The sequence below is a fragment of the Rothia similimucilaginosa genome (assembly GCF_029850985.2).
In the GTDB taxonomy this organism is placed as follows: Bacteria; Actinomycetota; Actinomycetes; order Actinomycetales; family Micrococcaceae; genus Rothia.
This window is the reverse complement of record NZ_CM138149.1, coordinates 1,933,450-1,955,905: the sequence shown is the minus strand read 5'-3', so window position 1 is coordinate 1,955,905 and position 22,456 is coordinate 1,933,450. Positions and strand designations below refer to the sequence as shown.

General features: G+C 57.7%; 17 protein-coding genes, 3 tRNA genes, 1 pseudogene and 2 riboswitches. Of the genes and pseudogenes, 14 read left to right on the top strand and 7 right to left on the bottom strand.

What is annotated here, in order from left to right; translation table 11 throughout:
- Positions 1-41: 41 nt before the first annotated feature.
- The 4 genes from QFX07_RS08010 to QFX07_RS07995 form a co-directional block, all read right to left on the bottom strand.
- A complete protein-coding gene (locus QFX07_RS08010) occupies positions 42-2,165 on the bottom strand; it encodes an AMP-binding protein (protein ID WP_279754984.1) in 2,124 nt (707 codons plus the stop codon).
- A 426-nt stretch (positions 2,166-2,591) separates the two neighbouring features.
- On the bottom strand, positions 2,592-3,434 hold the full coding sequence (locus tag QFX07_RS08005) for an ABC transporter permease (protein WP_279754985.1): 843 nt from the start codon (positions 3,432-3,434) through the stop codon (positions 2,592-2,594).
- Positions 3,434-4,498 (bottom strand): aliphatic sulfonate ABC transporter substrate-binding protein, encoded by a 1,065-nt coding sequence (locus QFX07_RS08000; protein ID WP_279741480.1) that lies wholly within the window; start codon positions 4,496-4,498, stop codon positions 3,434-3,436. The genes QFX07_RS08005 and QFX07_RS08000 overlap by 1 nt, the downstream gene beginning before the upstream one ends.
- A 65-nt stretch (positions 4,499-4,563) precedes the next feature.
- Positions 4,564-5,400 carry an ABC transporter ATP-binding protein gene (locus QFX07_RS07995; protein ID WP_279741479.1) on the bottom strand — a complete coding sequence of 279 codons (837 nt, stop codon included), beginning with the start codon at positions 5,398-5,400 and terminating at the stop codon, positions 4,564-4,566.
- Between the two features lie 4 nt (positions 5,401-5,404).
- Positions 5,405-5,501, bottom strand: a riboswitch (SAM riboswitch).
- 175 nt (positions 5,502-5,676) lie between these two features.
- Positions 5,677-5,785: riboswitch (SAM riboswitch) on the top strand.
- 113 nt (positions 5,786-5,898) lie between these two features.
- Here QFX07_RS07995 and QFX07_RS07990 point away from each other — a divergent pair.
- Positions 5,899-7,326, top strand: coding sequence for an LLM class flavin-dependent oxidoreductase (locus QFX07_RS07990; protein WP_279754986.1), 1,428 nt, complete (start codon positions 5,899-5,901; stop codon positions 7,324-7,326).
- 179 nt (positions 7,327-7,505) lie between these two features.
- Positions 7,506-7,949 carry a YchJ family protein gene (locus QFX07_RS07985; protein ID WP_279754987.1) on the top strand — a complete coding sequence of 148 codons (444 nt, stop codon included), beginning with the start codon at positions 7,506-7,508 and terminating at the stop codon, positions 7,947-7,949.
- Positions 7,950-8,179: 230 nt separating this feature from the next.
- Here the strand turns inward: QFX07_RS07985 and QFX07_RS07980 are convergent, their stop codons facing one another.
- Positions 8,180-9,628 carry an NCS2 family permease gene (locus QFX07_RS07980; RefSeq protein ID WP_279754988.1) on the bottom strand — a complete coding sequence of 483 codons (1,449 nt, stop codon included), beginning with the start codon at positions 9,626-9,628 and terminating at the stop codon, positions 8,180-8,182.
- Positions 9,629-9,939: 311 nt separating this feature from the next.
- Positions 9,940-11,406 (bottom strand): NCS2 family permease, encoded by a 1,467-nt coding sequence (locus QFX07_RS07975; RefSeq protein ID WP_279741475.1) that lies wholly within the window; start codon positions 11,404-11,406, stop codon positions 9,940-9,942.
- A gap of 468 nt (positions 11,407-11,874) precedes the next feature.
- On the opposite strand from QFX07_RS07975, the pseudogene QFX07_RS07970 reads away from it, so the two are divergent.
- From QFX07_RS07970 to QFX07_RS07945, 6 genes and pseudogenes are all read left to right on the top strand, one after another.
- Positions 11,875-12,078: pseudogene (locus QFX07_RS07970) on the top strand (lactococcin 972 family bacteriocin); the annotation flags it as partial.
- 107 nt (positions 12,079-12,185) lie between these two features.
- The gene (locus QFX07_RS07965; RefSeq protein ID WP_459741163.1) at positions 12,186-14,138 is read left to right on the top strand and encodes a hypothetical protein; all 1,953 of its coding nucleotides are present in this window, start codon (positions 12,186-12,188) and stop codon (positions 14,136-14,138) included.
- Positions 14,139-14,147: 9 nt separating this feature from the next.
- A complete protein-coding gene (locus tag QFX07_RS07960) occupies positions 14,148-14,894 on the top strand; it encodes an ABC transporter ATP-binding protein (protein WP_279754990.1) in 747 nt (248 codons plus the stop codon).
- Positions 14,891-15,340: a hypothetical protein gene (locus QFX07_RS07955; RefSeq protein ID WP_279754991.1), complete on the top strand. Its 450-nt coding sequence runs from the start codon at positions 14,891-14,893 to the stop codon at positions 15,338-15,340. Before QFX07_RS07960 ends, QFX07_RS07955 begins: the two co-directional genes overlap by 4 nt.
- Before the next feature lie 181 nt (positions 15,341-15,521).
- Positions 15,522-15,887: a DUF2218 domain-containing protein gene (locus tag QFX07_RS07950; RefSeq protein ID WP_279754992.1), complete on the top strand. Its 366-nt coding sequence runs from the start codon at positions 15,522-15,524 to the stop codon at positions 15,885-15,887.
- A gap of 134 nt (positions 15,888-16,021) precedes the next feature.
- Positions 16,022-17,452: an FAD-dependent oxidoreductase gene (locus QFX07_RS07945; protein WP_279755021.1), complete on the top strand. Its 1,431-nt coding sequence runs from the start codon at positions 16,022-16,024 to the stop codon at positions 17,450-17,452.
- Between the two features lie 360 nt (positions 17,453-17,812).
- Here QFX07_RS07945 and QFX07_RS07940 read toward each other — a convergent pair whose 3' ends face one another.
- Positions 17,813-18,283 (bottom strand): hypothetical protein, encoded by a 471-nt coding sequence (locus QFX07_RS07940; protein WP_279754993.1) that lies wholly within the window; start codon positions 18,281-18,283, stop codon positions 17,813-17,815.
- Positions 18,284-19,412: 1,129 nt separating this feature from the next.
- On the opposite strand from QFX07_RS07940, the gene QFX07_RS07935 reads away from it, so the two are divergent.
- The 6 genes from QFX07_RS07935 (at position 19,413) to QFX07_RS07910 (ending at position 22,453) form a co-directional block, all read left to right on the top strand.
- Positions 19,413-19,485: transfer RNA gene (locus QFX07_RS07935), tRNA-Glu, on the top strand.
- A 69-nt stretch (positions 19,486-19,554) separates the two neighbouring features.
- A tRNA-Asp gene (locus tag QFX07_RS07930) sits at positions 19,555-19,628 on the top strand.
- Between the two features lie 73 nt (positions 19,629-19,701).
- A tRNA-Phe gene (locus QFX07_RS07925) sits at positions 19,702-19,774 on the top strand.
- Between the two features lie 265 nt (positions 19,775-20,039).
- Positions 20,040-20,987 carry an ABC transporter ATP-binding protein gene (locus QFX07_RS07920; RefSeq protein ID WP_279754994.1) on the top strand — a complete coding sequence of 316 codons (948 nt, stop codon included), beginning with the start codon at positions 20,040-20,042 and terminating at the stop codon, positions 20,985-20,987.
- Positions 20,987-21,751, top strand: coding sequence for an ABC transporter permease (locus QFX07_RS07915; RefSeq protein WP_279754995.1), 765 nt, complete (start codon positions 20,987-20,989; stop codon positions 21,749-21,751). Before QFX07_RS07920 ends, QFX07_RS07915 begins: the two co-directional genes overlap by 1 nt.
- A 3-nt stretch (positions 21,752-21,754) precedes the next feature.
- Positions 21,755-22,453 carry an ABC transporter permease gene (locus tag QFX07_RS07910; RefSeq protein WP_279754996.1) on the top strand — a complete coding sequence of 233 codons (699 nt, stop codon included), beginning with the start codon at positions 21,755-21,757 and terminating at the stop codon, positions 22,451-22,453.
- Positions 22,454-22,456 lie beyond the last annotated feature (3 nt).

The window sequence follows — 22,456 nt, the reverse complement described above, 5'->3', positions numbered from 1 at the left end:
GCGCCTTTACTCTATGCAACTTTTCAGCTCAGCAGGGGAGCTTAGACAGCCTCGCTTACGCGGCCAGTATCCACCAAAACCTGCGCAATGTGGCCCAGCGCCTCCTCATTCTGCAGCGAAGAAACATCGCCCAAAGAACGACCCTGGTATAGCTCACCGAGTAGACGGCGAGTAATCTTACCCGAACGAGTCTTCGGGATATCAGCAACCGCCACAACATCCTTCGGCTTAGCAATCGGGCCAATGTGCTCACGCACATGATCAGTCAGCGCACCCTTCAGCTCATCCTCAGTCAGGGCCTTACCCTCATCGGTGAGCGTTACGTAGGCGACCGCCTGGTGACCGGTCAGTTCATCTTCCACGGGGCAGACACCAGCCTCAACCACAGCCGGGTGAGTCACCAGAGCCGACTCAATCTCAATCGTGGACAGACGGTGACCTGAAATGTTGATCACGTCATCAATACGGCCGAGGATGTACACGTTACCCTCTTCGTCTTCCTTCGCGCCGTCGCCAGCTAGGAACCAGCCGCGCTCGCCGTAGTGACGCCAGTAGGATTCCAGGTAACGCTGCGGGTTTTGCCACACGGTACGAGCCATGGACGGGCCAATCTTATCGACCACAATAAAGCCCTGCTTGCCCGGTTCGACCGGGTCGCCGTGCTCATCCACCAAGCGGGTGGATACGCCGGGAACAGCGCGGGTAGCGCAACCGGGCAGGGGAGTGCAGTGCGGGGTGCCCTCCGGGTAGGTGCCCTCGGGCGCGAATGCCGGGTCGTGCGGACGCGGTGAGCACACGGTCGAACCGGTCTCTGACTGCCACCAGGTGTCAATGAACGCCGCGGTGCCGCCGCCCACGTGCTGACGCAACCAACGCCACGCCTCCGGGTTGATGGATTCGCCCACCGAACCGAGCAGACGCACGGTCGAGAAGTCGTACTTGCCGGGCTCCGGGCCATTCGGGAACGCGCCCATGAGCGAACGAATCAGGGTCGGGGCGGTGTAGTAGTTGGTCACGCCGTAGCGTTCAATGACCTCAAAGTGGCGGCCGAAGTGCGGGGTGTTCGGGGTACCCTCGTAAATTACCTCGGAGACACCGTTCACCAGCGGACCGTAAATTTCGTAGGTGTGGGCGGTCACCCATGCGAGGTCGGCGGTGCACCAGTGAACGGTGGACTCAACCTTCTGTGCGTCATTGACCGCGGACAGCTCGTCGGGGCGCAATACGCCGTTCTCTTCCACGTAATCCGGCAGCAAATCGTACAGCAGCGCGTGAGTGTATGCGGTCTGCACCAGATAGCCGCCCATCGTGTGCACCAGGCCCTTGGGCTTACCGGTTGTGCCGGAGGTGTAAATAATGAACAGCGGATCCTCAGCATCATGCAGTTCGTAGGCGTGAGTGTCTGGCTGATCGTCCACCAGGTCGTGGTACCAGACGTCGCGGCCCTCAGTCCACGGCACAGCCGCGTGTGCAACCGGGTCGGAGGCGCTGGTGCGGTCCACCACGATAACGTGCTCAATGTTGTTCTCACCCGAGCATGCCTCATCAGCGTTCACCTTCACGGGAACGACCTTGCCGCGACGGTTCTGGCCGTCGGTGGTGATGAGAACCTTCGCGCCGGTGTCTTCCACACGGAACTTCAGCGCCTCGGCGGAAAAACCACCAAAAACGAGGGAGTGAATCGCGCCAATACGTGCGCAGGCGAGCGTGAAAATAATGGTTTCGGGAATGACGGGCAGGTAGATGACCACGCGGTCACCCTTACGCACGCCCAAAGACAGCAGACCATTCGCTGCCTTCGCAATACGACGCTGTAGCTCGGCGTAGGTGATGGCCTCACGGTCGCCGGGTTCACCTTCAAAGTAGAGGGCTACCTTGTCGCCGCGGCCCGCCTCCACGTGGCGGTCTACGCAGTTGTAGGCGACGTTGAGCTTACCGCCCTCGAACCACTTAATTTCGGGGATGCTGAACTGTTCGATGCCGTCCTTATCGAAGCCGAGGGACTTCGGCTTCTCGAAGCGGTGCGCGGTGTGCCAGGGCTCAGCCCAGGTGAGGCGCTGTGCCTGCTTCTCCCAGAACGCGACGCGTGCCTCGTCAGATTCGAGGGCGGGATTCGGGGTGGGGTTCAGCGGGTCGGTGAACGAGTAGGGGGTGGGCAGTCCCATTATTCTCCCATCGGTTGCTGGCATTAGCACCCTTGCTCGCCGTGCCGTTGTCTGTGCGACCGTGGGGTCTGTGTGTGCGTTGACGAGGGGGTTGCTGCGACGTCGTTGAGCCAGGTCTCTCGGTCGCTCTGGATGGTTTGCCTTCTTAGTAAAGCGCGCCCGAGGGGGCGGACGCAAAGGGGACCGTCATATTCGGTATGGTGAGCACCAGTTCGTAATATAACGACATATTTAAAGACCCCGCACCGCGCTCACTGCTGTGGGGCGCGGTGCGGGATTCATCATCATTCAGTAGACGACAGGTTTCCCCGCCGACTTCTTTCTCCGGCACGTAGCGATGATTAGCTCATCTTCGGGGGAGCAACCACGCAGCGGACATCTCTCCTAAAACTCAGAGCGTGCTGAGTATTGTGTCTAGCTGTGGTTCTAGTTGCTGGGGTACTTCGCCTTCACCCAGCGCTCGAATACGCCCACCAGCGCGTCGGTAATCTTACCGAGCACTGCCAGCGCCACAATAGCCAGCAGCAGGCGGTCGGTACGGCCATTATTCTGTGAGTCGGTCAGCAGATAACCCAGACCCATGGATGCACCCAGCAACTCAGCGGCGACTAGGAACAGCCACGCCTGAGCTAGCGCTAGACGCAGACCCGAAACCACCGACGGCAGAACCGCGGGAAGCTGAACCGTGGTGAACAGGAGCAGACCCTTCAGTCCGAAGGCGCGTGCCGCCTCCACAAGCTTCGGGTCAACGTGCGCCAGGGCCGCAGAAACTGTGGTGTACACCGGGAAGAACGCACCAATAGCAACCAGGGTCACCTTGGAATTCTCGCCGATACCGATCCACAGCAGAAGCAATGGAACCCACGCCAGGGACGGCACGGCACGCAACGCACCGATAGTCGGCGCGGCAATCAGACGCACCGGCGCAGACAAGCCAATCAGCGCACCCAGCACCAGGCCAAGCACGGCACCAATACCGAAACCAATCAGTACACGCTGAGTAGAAATCGCCACGTGGCGACCCAACTCGCCGCGCTGCGCTAGCTCAATACCGGCGCTGACCACACGGTCGGGGGACGGCAATTGGACCTGGGTGAACACGCCGTTCGTGCTCAGGATGTACCAGAGGGCAATCAGTGCCAGGGGAAGAATCAGACCCAGGTACTGCTTACCGGCGAACGGGTTCGACGGTAGCTTCACGGATGAGACGCGCTTCTCGGCACGCTCAGCGCGAGCGCTGGAGGCGGCGGTAATCGTTGCGGCGGTCATTACTTCTCAACCACCTTCGCGATCTTCTCGACGGCTGCGTTGTCAGCCTTCTTTGCGAACTGGTCGTCCACAATGCTGTTCAGCGCCTTGTCCACGTCGGATTGGGAAGGAACGTCGCCGGACTCGACCAAAATCGGGCCGACACCCTTCAGAACCTCAACCTGCTTAGCGCCCGGAACCGGGTCAATATCCAGGTGGGTACGCTCCATGACGACCTGGGCGGTCTCGTGCTTAATGCCGGACTCCTCCTCGACAATCTTCACTGCCTCTTCGGGGTTCTTCTTAGCCCAGGCGCGAGCGTACTCGTACACGTCCACGATAGTCTGTGCGGCGGTCGGGTTGGACTGAATGAACTTCTCGGCCGCGTTCAGGAAGCCGTAGGTGTTGAAGTTTAGGTTGCGGTAGAAGAGCACGTCGCCGCTTTCCACCTCGGCGGCAGCCATGATCGGGTCCAGGCCGCTCCACGCGTTGACCTGACCGTTATCCAGGGCGGTACGGCCGTCGGCGTGCTGCAGGTTCTGAATGGTCAAATCCGAAGCAGAAATACCCTCCTGCTTGAGCGCCTGCAGCAGTAGGAAGTACGGGTCGGTACCCTTGGTCACAGCAACGGTCTTACCCTTCAGATCCGCAACCTTGGTGATGCCCGAATCCTTGCGGGTTACCAGTGCCGACCACTCCGGCTGCGAGTAGAGGCTAATGACCTTAATGGGGGAGCCATTAGCGCGTGCCAGCAGCGCCGCCGAACCAGCGGTCGAGCCGACATCAATATTGCCGCTACGCAGAGCCTCATTCGCCTTGTTCGAACCAGCCGACTTGACCCACTCGACCTTCTTGCCCTCGGCAGCGAGGGCGGTCTCAAGCCAACCTTTCTTGCGGATAATCAGGGACAGCGGGTTGTAGGTGGCGTAGTCAATGGTCACGGTGTTCTGGCTGCCACCACCGGCAACACCGGAGGCGTTAGCGGAACCGGAACCTTCACCGGCGCAGGCGCTGAGCAGAGTAGCAAAAGCGGTGGCTGCGGCAAGGGACTTGAGGGCGGTACGGCGAGACGGGGAGTAAGTCATGATGAAATCTTTTCGCTTCTGAAGATGATGGTGTGATGTGCGGGAAATGTATTTCGTGGCGGCTTTTAGGCGTTATCTTCCACGCCGAGCTCAGCCAGCAGTTCGCTACGCAGTGCTGTGATCTCTGCATCGGCGCGGTCACGCGGGTGAGAGCGTTCAACGGTCACAATGCGCTGGATGGTGGCGGGTGCCTCCGGGGTGTCCTTACCGAGGATGATGACCCGGTCAGAGAGGTACAGCGCCTCTTCCACATCGTGGGTGACCAGCAGAATCGTGGTCGGGTCTTGACGGTGCACGTTCAACAGCAAATCCTGCATGTTGATGCGGGTTAGCGCGTCCAGAGCACCGAAGGGCTCGTCGAGCAGCAGCACGCCGGGGTTACGTGCGAGCGCTCGCGCCAGGGACACACGCTGAGCCATACCGCCTGAAATTTCCTTGGGACGGTGGGTCGCGTATTCGCCCAGGCCGACCAGGTCGAGCAGACATGCTACCGATGCTGTGCCTTCAGATTTTTTGGTGCCCTGCGGCAGTCCGAGCGCCACGTTGTCGGCTACGGTGCGCCAGGGGAGTAGGCGCGGTTCCTGAAAGCCGATAGCGACGCGGGGGTCGAGGCCGGTCACTGCCTTCTCGCCGATACGCACGGTACCTGCGGTGATGCGGTTCAGACCTGCTGCTGCACGCAAGAGGGTGGATTTGCCGCATCCGGAGGAGCCGATGACGGAGATAATCTCGCCGGGGGCTACCGTGAAGGAGACTCCGCGAAGAACTTCGTGGGTTCCGCCGGGCACGGGGAAAGATTGTCCGACGTTTTCAAAGCTCAGGGGGACGGCGGCGGTGGATACGGCGTGGTGGCCGGTGTTTTCACTGGTGGGTACGTCAAGTACTGCACTGTTGAGTGTCATGTCACTTCCATCGGTCCTGGCGTTAGCACCGGGGGCGAAAAAATCTGTGCCGGTTGCTGCGACGTCGTGGAGCCAGGTCTCTCAGTCGCTCTGGATGGTTTGCTCCTCCAACCCTATGGGCTATGGCGTGCCTCAATCAATCCAGTGGGCGCGTATGAATTTCTATGACTGTATATTTCGCATTTGTCGCGAAATATTTCGGTTGCGCGTCACAAAAATATTTTTTCGTCACAAACGTGCTCTCCCTCCTGCGCGCCCCGTACACTCAAACCACGAGATTATGAGTCCCGGCGCTAAGCTCTGGCTAGCCGGGCGGCAACCCTCTCCCGTAGCGGGGTGCCCCAGATGATGATCTGGCCTCAACGAAAAGAGGCAAGTACGGCGCGAACGCGCCACCTGCACGAAGGCCACCACCGAACGCAGAAGGCATCAGGAGGCGGCGCGCGGGGTGCAGGGTACAAACCCGATCGTCCCCGATCATTCGCGAAAGGAAAATCGATGGCTGAGCAGAAGAAGCGCATCGTAGTTAACGCATTCGAGATGACCTGCATTGGTCACCAGAGCTTCGATCTCTGGCGTCACCCGCGCTCCCGCGCAACCGAGTACAACACCATCAAGTACTGGACTGACCTGGCTAAGACCCTTGAGCGCGGCCTGTTTGACGCCGTGTTCATCGCTGACGTTGTCGGCATCTACGACGTGTACAAGAACTCTGCCGCTCCCGCCATTGAGGGTGCCGCTCAGGTTCCCGTGAATGACCCCGCAACCCAGATTTCTGCAATGGCTGCAGTGACCGAGCACCTCGGCTTCGGCGTGACTGCTGCCGCTACTTTCGAGCAGCCCTACACCCTGGCTCGCCGCTACGCCTCCCTCGACCACCTCACTGAGGGTCGCGTCGGCTTCAACGTGGTGACTTCTTACCTGCCTTCGGCTGCTGAGAACCAGGGTCTGCCCACCCAGATCCCGCACGACGAGCGCTACGAAATTGCTGACGAGTTCCTGGACGTCTGCTACAAGCTGTGGGAAGGCTCCTGGGAAGACGGCGCAGTCGTCAAGGACCGCGAGCGCGGCATCTACGCTGACCCCTCCAAGGTCCACCCGATTGGCCACAAGGGCAAGTACTTCTCCGTGCCCGGCATCTCCCTGACCGAGCCGAGCCCGCAGCGCACCCCCGTGATCTTCCAGGCTGGCGCATCCAGCCGCGGCCAGAAGTTCTCCGGTAAGCACGCTGAGGCTGTGTTCATTAGCGCCCTGCGCCCGGACCTGACCCGCGTTGTGACCGACCGTATTCGTGCCGCTGCCGAGGAACAGGGCCGTAGCCGCGACGACGTGAAGATTCTCGCAATGCTCTCGGTCATCGTGGATGAGACCGAAGAGAAGGCAAAGGCAAAGTACGAGGAGTACAAGAAGTACGTGAACCTCGAATCTGCACAGGCCATTATCGGCGGCTGGTCCGGTGTTGACCTGTCCCAGTTCGACGAGGACGAGATCCTGAACTACGTGCAGACCGAGTCGATTCAGTCCTTCCTGACCCCCTTAACCCTGCAGGCGAAGGATAAGAAGTGGACCCGTAAGGACATCGCTGAGCACACCACCATCGGTGGCATGGGCGAGGTCATTGTTGGTGACCCGGTTCAGGTTGCTGACGAGCTGGAGCGCTGGATCGACGAGGGCGGACTGGACGGCATCAACCTGGCATACCACGTCTCCCCGGGCTCCTTCGAGGACTTCATCGAGTACGTTGTTCCCGAGCTGCAGAAGCGCGGCCGCTACCGTACCGAGTACGAGGGCAACACCCTGCGTGAGAACATCTTCGGTAAGGGCCACACCAAGGTTGCTGACAGCCACCCGGCTGCTAAGTACCGCGGCGCATATGTGGGTAAGCCTTCGGCGGCTGACACCCCGGCTCGCGCAATCGCTGAATAAGCGTTGTCGCTGATGCGCACCGTGTAGGTTCGCTCAAACTTAACGATTGAAAACAAGAATGCCCGTTCTGCTGGGGATGTGTATCCCAGGCGGAGCGGGCGTTTCTTCGTGCTGTGCCGCCGCCGTTTTCTTGATACAGGGCACCTTCTTGACGCGGTGCTTTCTTTATACTGATTGGCATGATTGAACTGAACCAGGTTGAACTTAACCATGATGACCGCTGCCCCTGTTCGAGCGGCGAGGTGTACGGCGCCTGCTGCGGCAGGGTCCTGGGCGAGTTTGTCGCCTCCGGCACGTTGACTGCTCCCACGCCGGAGCAGCTGATGCGCTCGCGTTTTACCGCGTTTGCGACCGGGAATGCGGCGTATCTGCTAGCGAGCTGGCATCCGAGTACTCGCCCGGCCACCTTGGATTTGGAGGATGATATCCGCTGGTATCGCCTGGATATTCTGGGTGCTTCGGGTGGCCCGTTTGATGCATCAGGTACGGTGGAGTTCGTTGCGTATTACCGTTCGGGGCCGGGCACACCTGCGGAGGAGCGGGTGAAGGGCAGCATGCATGAGCTGTCGCGTTTTGAGAAGGTGGGCGGCGCCTGGTTCTATGTGGATGGTGACGTCCGCTAGGTCTCGTAGCTTTCCCTGCCTCTTGTACGTGTAGAAGGCGGGCGTAGAAGAAATGGCAGAATCATACCGAAAACGGAATGATTCTGCCATGATTTTCTCGCGCCCAGGAGCGATAAGGAACATGTAAGAGTGAACCAGATACGCCAAAGGCAGGCCCTTCGGCAGCCTGAAAACTTACATTCTCAGCCGCCTCAGGAACCTGCCCTCAGCAAATATGTAGACTGTCGGACTTAGCTAGTCCAGCCGTTAATGATGCCCATACCGAAGTAAATCACGAACACCGCGGAGACCAGGTACATCAGCCAGTGCACGTCCTTGCCGCGGCCCTGCACCAGACGAATGAAGGTGTACGCCACGAAGCCGGCACCAATACCGTTCGCAATCGAGTACGACAGCGGCATGAAAATAATGGTCAAGAATGCCGGAATACCCAGACCCCAGTCGGTCCAGTCAATGTTCACGGCCTGGCGGATCATCAGGAAGCCGACCACGACCAGCGCTGGAGCAACCGCCTCGAAGGGGACGATGGTGACCAGCGGCGAGATAAAAATCGCCAGTAGGAACAGCACACCGGTCACAATATTCGCAAAACCGGTGCGTGCACCCGCACCAATACCGGTAGCGGACTCTACGAAAATCTGGTTCGCTGAACCGGATGCGCCACCACCAACAACGGAGCCGAAAGCGTCCACAAGCAGGACCTTGTCAATGTCCTCAACCTTGCCGTCCTTCATGGTGCCAGCCTCGGCGGCAAGACCGACCGAAACGCCCATCGCGTCGAAGAACACCGACAGCAGAATGGTGAACACCAGCAGGGAAGCAGCCAGCGGGCCAATATGGGTGAACGCACCGAACAGGTCAGCGGAACCGATGAGGGAGAAGTCCGGAGTGGTGAACTTCAGATCCTCCAGGGAAGGCACGTTTAGGGACCAGCCGGTTGCCGCCTTCGTCACGGAACCGGAGGGCACGACCTTCTCCAGGATGATGGAGAGGGCGGTGGAGGCGAGCACGCCCCACAGGATTGCACCCTTCACGTTGCGGATAAACAGGGCGATGGTGAGGAACAGGCCGAAGAGGAAGACGAGGGTGGGCCAGCCGAGCAGGTGACCGTCCGCGCCGAGGGTCACCGGAACGGTGGAGCCTGCAGCGTCGGGCATGCGGCGGATAATGCCGGAGTCGACCAGGCCGATAAAGGAAATGAAGAAGCCGATACCGACCACAATCGCGGTCTTGAGCGACTCGGGGACCGCCTCAAACACCGCGGTACGGAAGCCGGTGAGCACCAGAACGGTCATGATTAGACCGGCAAGAACGACCAGGCCCATGATGTCTGCCCAGGTCAAGTTCGGGGTGGTGGCAATGGTGGAGGCGAGCAGCGCGTTCACGCCCAGGCCAGCCGCCATCGCGAAGGGCTGCTTGGCGATAACACCCATGAGGATGGTCATCACACCGGCAACCAGTGCGGTCACAGCTGCGACGGGTGCGATACCGAGGATGCGTTCGGATGCGTCAGCGCCGGTACCGATGATGAGGGGGTTCAGCACCACGATGTAGCTCATGGCGAAGAATGCGGCGAGGCCACCGCGGAATTCTGCGGCGATGGAGGAGCCGCGTTCAGAAATCTTGAAGTAGCGGTCGAGTGCGCTGGTGGGCGCTGCCGTCTTCTGAGGTTCAGACATATAAGGATCCGTTGATGTTGTTCGGTGTGTACTGTTGCGCCGCCAGTTTCGCGGGTAAAGCTCACGGGTAAATCCTGGGGTTGGGCGTCACAATGGTTCAACCATTGTAGGCGCCGCCTCCTAGCTTGTGCCGTTGAAACGCGTTGTGTGCGGCAGCTCAGTCGGTGATGTGGTGTTTCCCCGCTCCTGTAGTTAGGTCGGCAGCGGGGGAAGAATAGCGCAGGGCGGGGTATCGGCACCTCAAAGGTGCTGATACCCCGCCCCGATGGTGCCTGCGCCTCCATGCGTGAAGAGTAAGGCACCCGATGTATTTAGTGCATCCAGCCGGTAATCAGGCCGTTAGCGAAGAAGATGAGGAACACTGCAGAAACCACGTACATGAGCCAGTGCACGTCCTTGCCGCGACCCTGCACCAGGCGGATGAAGACGTAGGAGATGAATCCTGCGCCGATACCGTCCGCGATGGAGTAGGAGAGGGGCATGAAGATGATGGTCATGAATGCGGGGATACCCAGCCCCCAGTCGTTCCAGTCAATGTTCACTGCCTGGCGGATCATCAGGAAGCCAACGAACACCATTGCGGGTGCAACCGCCTCGAAGGGGACGATGGTGACCAGCGGGGACAGGAAGATTGCGACGAGGAAGAGTGCGCCGGTGACGACGTTTGCGAAGCCGGTGCGTGCGCCCGCGCCGATACCGGTTGCAGATTCCACGAAAATCTGGCTGGAGGAGGAGGAAGTGCCACCGCCGACTACGGAGCCGAGGGCGTCCACGAGCAGGACTTTGTCAACGTTCTCAATCTGGCCATCCTTGATGGTGCCTGCTTCGGTTGCCAGACCGACGGAGGTGCCCATTGCATCGAAGAATGCGGAGATGAGGATGGTGAAAATCAGCAGAACTGCAGCCATGCCGCCGAGGGTGCCGAAGGCGCCAAACAGGTCAGCGGAGCCGAACAGGGAGAAGTCGGGCAGCTTGCTGGTGTTGGAGTCCCAGACGGGGACGTTCAGGGACCAGCCGGTGGGGGACTGAAGCGAGCTGCCGGAGGGCACGACCTTCTCCAGGATGATGGAGAGGGCGGTGGAGGCGAGCACGCCGTAGAGGATTGCACCCTTCACGTTGCGGATGAACAGCGCAATGGTGAGGAACAGGCCGAAGAGGAAGACGAGGGTGGGCCAACCGAGCAGGTGGCCGCTTACGCCGAAGGAGACGGGCACGGTGGTGCCGGCTGCGTCGGGCATGCGGCGGATGATACCTGCGTTGACGAGGCCGATGAAGGCAATGAAGAAGCCGATACCAACGACGATTGCGACCTTGAGCGATTCGGGGACCGCGTTGAACACTGCGGTGCGGAAGCCGGTCAGCACGAGGATGGTCATCAGCACACCAGCCCATACGACCAGGCCCATGATTGCGGGCCAGGTCAGGTTCGGGGTGGAGGCGATGGTGGTTGCCAGCAGCGCGTTCACGCCGAGACCTGCCGCCATGGCGAAGGGCTGCTTGGCGATGACGCCCATGAGGATGGTCATGACGCCTGCGACCAGTGCGGTCATTGCTGCGACCTGCGGTACGCCGAGGGCGTTGCCGGATGCATCCTTACCCAGGCCGATGATGAGGGGGTTCAGCACGACAATGTAGCTCATCGCGAAGAAGGTGGCGAGGCCGCCTCGGAATTCCGCTGCGATGGTGGAGCCACGTTCGCTGATTTTGAAGTAACGGTCCAGTGCGCCCTTGGCATCTGCCTTGGGGTTCTGGGGAGCCGCGGTGTTCTCAGAGGACATTCGTGAAAATCCGTAGATACTCTCGTAGGGGCGGGGTTCGGGGTTCCGATCCCGCATAAAAAAGTGCCACTTCCCGGTGTGTTGGGGAGGTGACACTGTTGTTACCGGAATATTCTACGGTTAAAGTTTCTCTAAGCGTTAATCCAGGAAATTCCCAGCTTTCGTTCAGGAAGCCTGATAAGGCAGGTAAAAATTCTAAAATCCGCTGAATAGTAAAAAAATATATGTTTTAAATCTAAATATTCTGAAAAACTATATTATTTTCTTCACTATAGCGCTAATATCGTTACCACACACAGGGTGGAAGAGCAAAATATATCTCCTGCAAAGGGGAAAGTTCTACCGAAAGGTAAGACTATAAAAGTCATGAAATCACTCGCTGTGCTCGCCATGTCGGGAGCACTTGCAACTGGTGTCAGGACAGCAGCCCTGGCCGGTACTTAGAAGCCGCATGAGGGTGGCGATTGGAATTATGGGGTTGAATGGGGCGGTAACCGCGCCTTCTCTGATTATCACCATAATGATCGTTGTCATGGTTCTACTGTTTCTACTGCGTTCGGGACTGTCCGTTCCGTAGATACTCGTGCTGGCGAAACTGCTCGGGCATCGAAATGGGTCTGGGGAAACTTGTTCTGGCACTACCACCCTTCCTATTACTACCGTGTCTGCTAAACCTGTAGATATTTGAACGGATACGTGGGCGGGCGCTGTGAAAGCGTCCGCCCACTGTACAAAATTACGTCAGTTACCGGAGTTCAACGATGAAAAATGCTCTGAGAGTGTGCGCAGTACTGTGCACGGTTCTGACCTTTCTGCTGGGTAGCGCCCTCATCTCCGTCCTGGAGACGCAGACTCCTCTGGGTACCAATACGCAAGCACAGCTTTCTCTTCGTGCTTCGCAACAGTCTAAGTCTGAGCTGATTCAGAACTTTGACGCTCTGGTGGACCGTTACGCTGCCGATGGTGCCCAGCTACTCAAGGTGGTCGCCGACCCCGAAGATTTCTGGCACGGAAAATCCATCTACGTATTTGGGGCGAATTCACTGAGCTCTGACGGTGAAACTATCGATTGGTTCGACCCGGATAAGCACGGGAAAAAATATCCGTCACGAGCATTCGAGGATTCCTCGCTTGACGGCCAATACGCGCTAGCGGGTAGCCAAGAATTTGTGCGTGCTTTTGAAAACCTTGCCCGTGAACAAGGCATAGATATTAAAGTTACCTCCGTTAACCCGGTGCGTGTTGTCTACGGGGCAGTTACTTCTTCGGGCTCTCTGACGAGCCTTATCTGTCTGGCTGTGCTCTTCTGTACCGCAATCATGGGGTGGTTATCGGTCCGTTCGCGAACTCAGAATATTCTGCTTCTGAACGGATACTCCCCGCAGCGCCTGCAGCTAAGGGATGCACAAGACCTCCTGCTCCTGGCGCTACCTCCTGCAGCAGTAACAGCATTGTGCATGGGATGCGTAGAGGGGTTCGTGTACGGTGTGGCGCATCTTCCTCAACTGATGGGGGTTACGGCGCTAATTTTTGCCGTGTTTACCGTTCTCATGCTGGTTGCTCTACTGCTGATCAACCTCATAACTTGGCCGAGCATTAATGCTGTGGGACGCAGGGAACCGGCGTATCGACGTTTTACAGTTCCGAGTGCAATCGCTAAGTATGCTGTGGTGGTTTTAGTGGCGTGCACTATTCCGGGTCTGGTCTCAAGTGCTCAAGTGAGTTTGGGTAGGAGCGATTCGGCGGCGGGCTGGTCTCTTCTTTCTGACCAGTACACCTTACGAGTGAACGTGCCCGAAGCGACGATACGGGATGAACAGGCGCTCGCCTCCTACGACCAGGCTACAGTGCGTGCTTTAGGTTCTCTTGAATCACGGAACGGTGTTCTTCTGTCCTATGCGTTGGAAAACGTTAAGGGTTTGGAGGGTAGCGGATACGATGGTGCTCTTATGGTGAACCGCGCCTATGTGGACCTTCTTCAGCAACGTCTTGGCTTGTCGTTCAAGAACGTTGAGGATAGCAACTTCCCTGGATCTCAGTCTTTGCGTGCAGAGTATTCTTTCCACCAGAAAGACCGGGAGGATCGCGGATTTACTCTGCTCACTGTGGAGGACAAAACCAACTCGTCGGGGGTAACGGTGCCTGCTTTGAGCTCTCAGGATTCACGGCTTCTGAACTATAAAAAGCCTGTTCTTGTGGTAACCGAATCGGCGACGCAGAATCTACAACCTTCCTTTATTTCTGCGGCCTTGACTACTGGTAATATCATGGTCTCTCAGCCTGCGTCTGTACGGGCTGCCTACAACGCTGAGGAAATTGGGCAGACCCTACTTTCTGTGGACCGCGCGGGAGAGGAACACCTTTACATCGCGCAGCTGGAACGTAACCGGTATGTTGCGCATCTTGTGGGCCTAGCAATTCTCTGTGCGGCGCTCATTATCGGAACAGCAATTAATACGTACATTACTCTTGCGGCTCGTGCTCGTAATGATTTTGTTTTACGTACTGCTGGTCTGCCTCTCAGAACAATTTTTAGTGGGTACCTTCTGAAGGAAGCCTGCATTGTGGGCCTTTGCTCTGCTGTGGCGTTGGTACTTCTTCTGGTGCAGGGAGCAGAGTACGCCTTTTCAGCGTTGGCGGCGCCGCTGTTGTACGGCACTATTCTGGCGTTGGTGCTGAGACTGAGTTTTAACCGTATCTTCACCGCGACGGTTCACCGTCGTCACGTATAGGAGTGAACGATGACAAAGACTGTTTATCCCTCTAGTAATGCAGAACATCCTGAGGTAACTATCGCCTCCCGCAATATTGTGGTGTATGCGCAGGGGCAGCCCATTCTCCAGAGTCCCCACTTTGAGGCATATGCGGGGGAAGTAACCGGAATCGTGGGTCCGAGCGGATGCGGTAAGACGACGCTTTTGAATGTTCTGGGTCTGCTGATGCCACCTCACGAGGGCGAGGTGGTTATCGGGGGCCGCCATATGGAACGTGCTCGTGAGAAGGAACGTCTTGCATTCTGGGCTGATGAAGCTTCCTTCGTATTTCAGGATTACGGAATTATTGAGGAATGGAGCGTTATCGAGAATATTCTGCTTGACCGTAAGACCTTTGGCCGTGCTCGTATTACGGATGAGAGCCGCGAGCTTCTGAGCGTCATTGGTCTTGAAGAGAAGGAGCGTACTTCGGCTGCCCTGCTGAGTGGTGGTGAGAAGCAGAGAGTGGGCATTGCTCGGGCAATCCACAAGGGTGGTCGCTACATTTTTGCGGATGAGCCGACGGCAAGTCTCGATGCTGAGAACCGGGCATTGGTTGTTGAGCTGTTGAGCTCTGCTGCTCGGCGTGGAGCCACAGTTATCGTGGCGACTCATGACGCGGATATGATGGCCGCCTGCGATAGGCTATGCCGTCTTGAAACCCCTACCCGAATTCCCGATTCGGGACTAGCGGATGTAAACGTAAATTCTCATCGGAAGGAGAATGAATCATGACGACAAGGAGCCCTCTAGCTCGTGATGAGTATGATCGTGTGCCAGAAAATTCAGGAGGCGATACTCCTCGAAAAAATGGATTGCGGCATCTGCCGCGAAAAGTGGTGGGCGCTCTAGTATCTTGCGTGGTGTTTGTTGGTGCTCTTCTGGGTCTGTACTGGGGCGGAGCTTTTGAACCATGGCTGAATGAGTATTCGACCACTACACCAGCTTGCGCAACAGCTTCTTCACCGGAGGATGTGCAGCAAGCTCTTGCGCGGACTGAAGAGCTTAATGCTATTCGTTCGACTGCGAAGAATGTTGAATTCTCCCAGACGCTTCTGTGCGATGGGCAGAAGGCTGTTTTGACGATTACGTACACTGACCGGTCGGATTTTAAGCGTTTGAATGATGCGGTGACTTCGGCACATTTGGGTGCTGCTGCTGAGATTAAGCTCAAGAGGTAGGCGTGTAAAGAACGGTGGTTGTTTATCGCCCCTACGCGAACAACGATGACATATTAGGTTAGCGAACCCTAAGTTCCTGCTATATTCGAGGTGAAACAATGCGTCGCCGGATGCCAGGTTCCGTGTGGTGAGCCTTTTCCGGAATAGATGAGAATTCGGCATAGATGAGAAGGAGCCCACCGTGACTGAAACTCCCCAAGAAAACACCGCTGAGAACTACCCCGTTGCGGAATCCCTGCCGGTACGCCAGCGCGCTGTCGTAGCAACCGACCGCCCCGCCCGCTACATCAAGCAGCTCGGCTCCCATATGGGCCGCAAGCTCGGCACCACAGAACTGCCGGACGGCCTGCGCCTCACCTTCAACCGTGACGGCATCTTCCGCGGCTACGGCGATCTGCGTGAAACCGAAGGCGCCCTCATCATGGAGGTACGCGCCGAAAGCGACGAGTTGGCCACTGGCCTGGCGGATGTGCTGGACCGCCACCTGGTCCGCTTCGGTGAGCGCGACGAACTGGTTGTGGCCTTTGAGGCGGTGCCCGCCTCCTAGTGGTCGAACCTTAGTCTTTGTCTCGGGTCGCATGCGAAAGCATTATAAGCCCCCGAACACCGGTCAATCCCCGGTAAAATAGGCAAGAAGTGAACACTAAGCTCACCGTCTGTTTGCGCCGCACCGGGCGTCGGATGGTGAACTTCGAAAGGAAGATTTTCGTGTCTGAAGCAGCACGCCCCCTGCGCGTCGCCGTTATTGGTGCAGGTCCTGCCGGTATTTACACCGCCGACATCCTCACCAAGTCTGAAGAGGTCCGCACCGGCGCCGTCGAGGTCGCCATCGACATCTTCGACCGCTACCCCGCCCCCTTCGGCCTGATTCGTTACGGTGTGGCACCGGATCACCCCCGCATCAAGGGGATCATTACCGCGCTGCATAAGGTCCTGGACCGCGGCGACATCCGTTTCTTCGGCAATGTCGAATACGGCAAGGACCTGACCCTCGCCGACCTGCGTGAACACTACGACGCCATCATTTTCGCAACCGGCGCGATTTTCGATGCACCCCTGAATATTAAAGGCATCGACCTGGACGGCTCCTACGGCGCAGCAGACTTTGTCTCCTGGTACGACGGCCACCCCGACTACCCCCGCACCTGGCCGCTCGAAGCTGAGCAGGTTGCAGTGCTCGGTAACGGTAACGTCGCCCTGGACGTCTCCCGCATCCTCTCCAAGCACGCTGACGACCTGCTCGTCACCGAAATCCCCGACAACGTCTACGAGGGCCTGAAGGCTTCCCCCGTAACTGACGTGCACGTCTTCGGTCGCCGCGGCCCCGCACAGATGAAGTTCACCCCGCTTGAGCTGCGCGAACTCGCACACTCCCGCGACGTGGATATCGTCCTGTACGAAGAGGACTTCCAGTTTGACGAGGCTTCCGAGGAGGCCATGGAGAAGAACGCACAGACCAAGGTTATGATGAAGACCCTGCGTGGCTGGCTGGAAGACCAGAAGACCAACGAGCAGACCGCATCCCGCCGCCTGCACCTACACTTCCTGCAGTCCCCGCACGAGATCCTCGGCGAAGACGGCAAGGTCGTGGGCCTGCGCATGGAGCGCAACAAGCTCGACGGCAACGGCGGCATTGTCGGCACCGGCGAGTACGTGGACTACCCCGTACAGGCTGTCTACCGTGCAATCGGTTACTTCGGTTCCGAACTGCCCGAAATCGGTTACGACGACAAGCGCGGCGTCACCACTAACGTTGAGGGTCGCGTCGTGGACGAGAACGGCGAGGTCGTTCCCGGCCTGTACGCATCCGGTTGGATTAAGCGCGGCCCCGTCGGCCTAATTGGCTCCACCAAGTCTGACGCACTCGAGACCATCACCCACCTGCTCGAGGATCGCGAGAACCTCTACACCGCACCCGAGCCGGAGGCAGAGGCATTCAGCGCATACCTGGATTCTAAGGGCATCAAGTACACCACTTGGGAAGGCTGGCACCGCCTGGATGATCACGAGAAGGCACTGGGCGCAGCATCTAAGGATGCAGCCGGTGAGCCTCGCGCCCGTGTGAAGGTCGTGGACCGTGACGAGATGATCAACATCTCCCGCGGTGAGTAATCCATACGTGTAGTACGTTAGAGCATAGAAATCGACCCCGTACCGTTAGTCGGTGCGGGGTCGATTTTTGTCTATATATAAGGAGACTCTATATACAAGGAGATGGGGGGACGTCAGGGGGAAAGATCGAGAAGCGTTCGCCTGAAAGAGCGGTTAAAGGAACCCACCCCGTATCATGAGGTCATGTGGGTGGGTTGGGTAGGTGCCGAAGACACTCGAGGACATACTCTCCGGCTACCCCGGACGCGCAGCGAGCCCACGCAGAATCCACGTGCAGCGTACCCCTTTAACGGGGTCTCGAAAGCTAAAGAAACACCAGATTAGCTCTCTCAACAAGTGCATGGCCGTACGGTGTGTAGACTATACACACTTTTTGAGGACGTCTTCAATGCCCAAAATGGCCTTGAGTATGGTTTCAGTTTCGGTACCCAGCTTCTTGCGAGCCTCACCAGAAATGACAGCTTTCACGATGTTCTTGAAGGTCTTCCACTGCTTGAAGGCGTTAACGAGTGCCCTAATAAGCTTGTACATGGCGATACCCAGCTGAATGACAAACTTTGCAATACTGATAACGCAGGCAATAACACCAAGGGGGGGTGCGTGGGCATGTCCATCAGACTTGCGGACAGTGGCCTTGGCGCTTGTAATCTGACGGCCTGCGTCAGCGCCCTGGACGGTGGCCAGGTTGCCCAGTGCGCTCTCGATGCCGCTATTACCGCGGTTGGAGGATCCAGGCTTCGCATACTTCAAACAGGCAGGAACATGCTCTAGGCGGCACAGAATTAGTTTGAGCTGCTGGTCAGCAGTCATTGCCTTCTGCAGGTGTGCCATCTGCTGTGCCTGTGCTGCGGGTGCAACCGCACAGACGAGAGCGACGGTTGTGGTACCTATGCCAAGTGCATGGAGTGCCGTGCGTGGTTCATCGTTGCGGATACTGGATCCCCCTTTGGATCTCTATCCGGTTTATCGGTACTGTAATGTGCGGTAACTCTACGTCTGGGGCCCGGAAGCGGCCCCGTGCAAGGTCCGGAAGTGACCTCACGCCCTCTATACTACGGTGCTCAAAGATGGGGCTTCAAGCCAATTCAGGGGTATTTTCAGCTGGATTTCATCTCTCCTTGTCAATCGCCAGAGGTTTATCAAATCTTTATATTTCTATGTCGTCATTATTGTGCAAATATCTGCACAGAGAGAAAAATATGTATCTGACAAGCCGGTTTATTGTATTCCCTGGAGTTAACATTTTCATATAGGTGCACTCTGCGGGGTGATTGCTTTACGAGGCACATTTTTATGGGCTCGGGGGGATTGGATGAAGCTGGGGTGAGTCTCGCTGAAAGATGCAGCTGAAAGATGTGTCGCAGGATCTACTGGAGATGTATCGTGGAATCTGCTGTGCACTCTTCTGCAGTTTTCGCACTCCGGGTAGTACTGGCTGGGCAGTGCTTGCTCGTGCACCTTATGCAGGCACCCCAGAAACAACTGAATTTTTTTATGGAGATATTTTCTGCTGTTTTAGGCTGCCGTGAGGTGAGTGCGGGGTGGAAAACTAACTCCCGGAGCTCATGTGAGGGGGTATCTAAAGCATCTTTGGATTCCCTTCGGGCTCTCTGGGAAACAAAATTTTGGAAGAGTCTGAAGAAGATCCGTAGAAATTAGTGTGGATCAGGGTAAATAATAAGGCTTTCTCAGAGCCTCTATGGGCACCCAAAAGCCGCTAAAACCTCTCCAAAAGTCCCTGATATGGGGTGTTGTGAAGAAATTTTAAAATTTTTTGAAGTTTTTCTGAATCCTCATTGATAAGCTTAAACGCATATGTGCCAGGCTATAAACGATTAAAAATAAGGGTCAAAATCGGGCAAAATTGAAAAAACGGTTTGCATGCCTCCGCGAACCTGTCATAAACTAGTGGAGGTTCGAACGACGGGATGAAGAAAACTGAACCTGTTCGATCGACTAGGCCCCCATCGTCTAGCGGCCTAGGACGCCGCCCTTTCACGGCGGTAGCACGGGTTCAAATCCCGTTGGGGGTACTTGCAAATCTCACGATTTTGCAAAGCCAAGTTTGATGATATAGAATTTACTTCTGTTGATTCCAACAAGGCCCCGTAGCGCAGTTGGTTAGCGCGCCGCCCTGTCACGGCGGAGGTCGCGGGTTCAAGTCCCGTCGGGGTCGCTCTGGCCGCGTAAGTTCAGATGATTCATCATCCGAAGACGCGGTCATTGCGTATCTAAAAGTAAATACGCAAGGCTCTGTAGCTCAGTTGGTAGAGCGTACGACTGAAAATCGTAAGGTCACCGGATCGACGCCGGTCGGAGCCACGAAATCCGCCTCCAGGCTTCTACAGTGGGGCGGGTTTTGTTTTTAAAAAACTTTGCGGTTGCAAATACTGCAAACCTGTCAAAAAGGCGGTATCTTGGGAATAAAACCCTGAGGTGCCGCCTTTGTGTATGCGGAAACAATGTCATGCTCATTCTAGATAGATTTCTGCAGAAAACTGATTCAAATATTTCTGCGGGAACGGTGCACGCACCGGGTTGTAAAATTGGGCTGTAACACCAGGCTGCAGAAAGGATTGCCACACCCATGACCGCTCAGAATCCCAGCGCTCAGCCTCCGGAGAGCTCACCTCAGATTCCAAGCTCGCCCCAAATTCCCTGGGTAAAAAATGCTGCTGCCGCCACCGCTCAGGCGGGTGGAATCCACTTCGACAACATCACCAAGAGCTACCTGAGCCGAACCGGTGAACCCACCACGGTGCTGCAGAACCTGAACCTGCACATTCCCGCCGGTCAGATTACCGTATTCGTCGGACCCTCCGGATGCGGTAAAACCACTAGTCTACGCATGATTAACCGCATGGTGGAGCCCAATAGCGGAACCATCACCATTGACGGTGTGAACGTGCACGAGAAGAACCCCTACGAGCTACGCCGCGGCATAGGCTACGTGATGCAGCAGGGTGGACTCATGCCGCACCGCACCGTCGCGCAGAATATTGCCACCGTACCGCGTCTGCTCGGCGCCTCCCGTAAGGAGGCGCAGGTACGTGCCCTCGAACTGCTCGATGTGGTCGGTCTGGATTCTTCGTATGCGAAGCGCTACCCCTCTCAGCTTTCGGGCGGTCAGGTGCAACGTGTTGGTGTGGCGCGTGCTCTCGCAGCTGATGCGCCCATCCTGCTGATGGACGAGCCGTTCTCCGCGGTGGATCCGGTGGTGCGTACCGATCTGCAGAAAGAGCTATTGCGCCTGCAGAATCGACTCGCCAAGACGATCGTGTTCGTTACCCACGACATTGATGAGGCGCTCCTGCTCGGCGATACAATCGCTGTCTTCGCGGAGGGTGGTCGCCTCGCACAGTTCGGTACTCCCGAAGAGATTCTCTACAGTCCCGCCGATGATTTTGTGCGCTCCTTCGTGAGCCGCTCCGTTGCCGGTCTGCTGGATGAACAGACGATGCGCCAGGCTCGCGCGCGCCGACTTACTGCCTCCCGAGAAACACAGAACGGTGCGGTAGAAGGCGAGAAAAGCTAATGAGCCTTCCAGAAAATATTGTGTTCGCGGCATCACCTTTCGCCGCGCAACCCCTCGCCGCAGGCGATATGCACTGGGAATGGGTCGTCAACAATAGCCAGCACGTCCTCGAATTGACCCTCAGCCACCTCTACCAGGGTATTGTGCCCGTCGTAATTGGCACTCTCCTCGCGCTGCCGGTCGCCTACTACGCGAGCCGTCGCCGCGACCGTGGTTCCGAACGCCGCATTGGTGCACGAACCCTCATGCACCTCTCCTCGCTGCTGTATACCATCCCCTCGATCGCACTATTCGTGCTGATGCCGCTTATTCTGGGAACCTCCATTATTTCCCCGCTGAACGTGCTTGTCGCCTTGAGTATCTACTCCTTCTCGCTCATGGTGCGCTCCGGTGTGGACGCTTTCGACTCCGTACCCGATAGCGTGCACGAATCTGCCCGCGCCCTCGGATACACGCCCCAACAAGCACTGATGGAGCTCTACCTGCCCCTCGCCGTGCCCGTTATTATGGCGGGAATCCGCGTGGCAACCGTGGCAAATATTGCGATGGTGTCCGTGGGTGCCCTCATCGGTGTGCCTTCGCTCGGCACGCTCTTCACCGACGGACTCGCGCGCAATATCCCCTCGGAAATCCTGGCTGGCGTGATTCTTAGCCTGCTGCTGGCGCTGGTCCTCGACCTGCTCCTTACCCTTCTGACGAAGGCACTTACGCCCTGGCAGGCGGGTACGGCTGCGAACCGCCGCAGCCCCGAAAGGAGGGCATAACCCGTGAACGTCATAGAACGAACCTTCGCCTACCTCATGGACGGTACCAACTGGCAGGGAAGCGGCGGAATCCTCGTGCGCCTGCTTGAACACCTGAGCGTCACCGCCCTCGCCACTGCCTGCGCGGCGCTCATCATCGTACCCCTTGGCCTCTGGGCTGGACACCACCGACCCTCTGACGGCACTAACCGCCCCCGCAGCAACCTGCTCATGAGCGCTGTTGCTGCCACCCGCGCGCTGCCCGCGCTCGGTCTGCTGACGATCCTGGCGCTTTGGCTGGGCGTCTCAACCCTGCCCGCTCTCATCGTGCTCATTATTATTGCGGCGGCACCCCTGCTCGCCGGAGTTCTTGAAGGACTCGCCGCCGTGTCGGAAGACCTCGTGGACGCAGCCCGCGCCCAAGGCCTGACTGAATGGCAGATTCTGACCCGCCTCGAGATTCCGCTCGCCGCCAACATGATGCTCGGCGGGCTCCGCTCCGCACTCGTGCAGGTCATCGCGACCGCGACCATCGTCGCCTACCTGAGTGGCGGAACCCTTGGCAGGTACCTCTTCGACGGGCTCGCTGTGCGCGACTACCCGCGTATGCTCGTCGCAACCTTGCTCGTAGCGCTTCTCGCCTTCGCCGTGGATGCACTCATGGGTCTTGTGCAACGTGCGCTCACTCCCGCGGGGCTCACCACCAACTGGAAGAAGGCATGAACC

Coding starts and splice junctions, on each gene's coding strand:
- QFX07_RS08010 (WP_279754984.1), bottom strand. CDS start 2,165: ATGGGACTGCCCACCCCCTACTCGTTCACCGACCCGCTGAACCCCACC.
- QFX07_RS08005 (WP_279754985.1), bottom strand. CDS start 3,434: ATGACCGCCGCAACGATTACCGCCGCCTCCAGCGCTCGCGCTGAGCGT.
- QFX07_RS08000 (WP_279741480.1), bottom strand. CDS start 4,498: ATGACTTACTCCCCGTCTCGCCGTACCGCCCTCAAGTCCCTTGCCGCA.
- QFX07_RS07995 (WP_279741479.1), bottom strand. CDS start 5,400: ATGACACTCAACAGTGCAGTACTTGACGTACCCACCAGTGAAAACACC.
- QFX07_RS07990 (WP_279754986.1), top strand. CDS start 5,899: ATGGCTGAGCAGAAGAAGCGCATCGTAGTTAACGCATTCGAGATGACC.
- QFX07_RS07985 (WP_279754987.1), top strand. CDS start 7,506: ATGATTGAACTGAACCAGGTTGAACTTAACCATGATGACCGCTGCCCC.
- QFX07_RS07980 (WP_279754988.1), bottom strand. CDS start 9,628: ATGTCTGAACCTCAGAAGACGGCAGCGCCCACCAGCGCACTCGACCGC.
- QFX07_RS07975 (WP_279741475.1), bottom strand. CDS start 11,406: ATGTCCTCTGAGAACACCGCGGCTCCCCAGAACCCCAAGGCAGATGCC.
- QFX07_RS07960 (WP_279754990.1), top strand. CDS start 14,148: ATGACAAAGACTGTTTATCCCTCTAGTAATGCAGAACATCCTGAGGTA.
- QFX07_RS07955 (WP_279754991.1), top strand. CDS start 14,891: ATGACGACAAGGAGCCCTCTAGCTCGTGATGAGTATGATCGTGTGCCA.
- QFX07_RS07945 (WP_279755021.1), top strand. CDS start 16,022: ATGGTGAACTTCGAAAGGAAGATTTTCGTGTCTGAAGCAGCACGCCCC.
- QFX07_RS07940 (WP_279754993.1), bottom strand. CDS start 18,283: ATGGCACACCTGCAGAAGGCAATGACTGCTGACCAGCAGCTCAAACTA.
- QFX07_RS07920 (WP_279754994.1), top strand. CDS start 20,040: ATGACCGCTCAGAATCCCAGCGCTCAGCCTCCGGAGAGCTCACCTCAG.
- QFX07_RS07915 (WP_279754995.1), top strand. CDS start 20,987: ATGAGCCTTCCAGAAAATATTGTGTTCGCGGCATCACCTTTCGCCGCG.